A 1,308-nucleotide genomic window follows, 5' to 3' on the forward strand; every position below is an offset into this window, starting at 1 on the left:
GCTGCCGCAGCTTCGGTGCATGGTTTAGCCCCGTTACATCTTCCGCGCAGGCCGACTCGACCAGTGAGCTATTACGCTTTCTTTAAATGATGGCTGCTTCTAAGCCAACATCCTGGCTGTCTGTGCCTTCCCACATCGTTTCCCACTTAACCATGACTTTGGGACCTTAGCTGGCGGTCTGGGTTGTTTCCCTCTTCACGACGGACGTTAGCACCCGCCGTGTGTCTCCCGTGATAACATTCTCCGGTATTCGCAGTTTGCATCGGGTTGGTAAGCCGGGATGGCCCCCTAGCCGAAACAGTGCTCTACCCCCGGAGATGAGTTCACGAGGCGCTACCTAAATAGCTTTCGGGGAGAACCAGCTATCTCCCGGTTTGATTGGCCTTTCACCCCCAGCCACAAGTCATCCGCTAATTTTTCAACATTAGTCGGTTCGGTCCTCCAGTTAGTGTTACCCAACCTTCAACCTGCCCATGGCTAGATCACCGGGTTTCGGGTCTATACCCTGCAACTTAACGCCCAGTTAAGACTCGGTTTCCCTGCGGCTCCCCTATACGGTTAACCTTGCTACAGAATATAAGTCGCTGACCCATTATACAAAAGGTACGCAGTCACCCCATTAAAGAGGCTCCCACTGCTTGTACGTACACGGTTTCAGGTTCTGTTTCACTCCCCTCGCCGGGGTTCTTTTCGCCTTTCCCTCACGGTACTGGTTCACTATCGGTCAGTCAGGAGTATTTAGCCTTGGAGGATGGTCCCCCCATATTCAGACAGGATACCACGTGTCCCGCCCTACTCTTCGAACTCACAATCTGTGCACTTTCGTGTACGGGACTATCACCCGGTATCGTGCGACTTTCCAGACGCTTCCACTAACGCACAAACTGATTCAGGTTCTGGGCTGTTCCCCGTTCGCTCGCCGCTACTGGGGGAATCTCGGTTGATTTCTTTTCCTCCGGGTACTTAGATGTTTCAGTTCCCCGGGTTCGCCTCGCAACACTATGTATTCATGTTGCGATGATGCACTGGGTGCACCGGGTTTCCCCATTCGGACATCGTCGGCTGTAGCGGTTCATATCACCTTACCGACGCTTTACGCAGATTAGCACGTCCTTCATCGCCTCTGACTGCCAGGGCATCCACCGTGTACGCTTAGTCGCTTAACCTCACAACCCACAGGCGTTTTGCAACGCGTGCAGACTGCAAGCATTTGAGAGACTCGAACGCGCTGTTATTCATTTCTTATTACGGAGAAATGAACCAACGCGTCGTTTCAATTTTCAGCTTGTTCCGGATTGTTAAAGAGCA

1 rRNA gene is annotated in these 1,308 nt (G+C 52.5%); it reads right to left on the reverse strand.

The window, feature by feature from the left end:
- A 23S ribosomal RNA gene (locus K5Y33_RS23565) occupies window positions 1–1,166 on the reverse strand; the annotation flags it as partial.
- Window positions 1,167–1,308 lie beyond the last annotated feature (142 nt).

The organism is Pantoea sp. DY-17, assembly GCF_019795975.1.
GTDB lineage: Bacteria > Pseudomonadota > Gammaproteobacteria > Enterobacterales > Enterobacteriaceae > Pantoea > Pantoea leporis.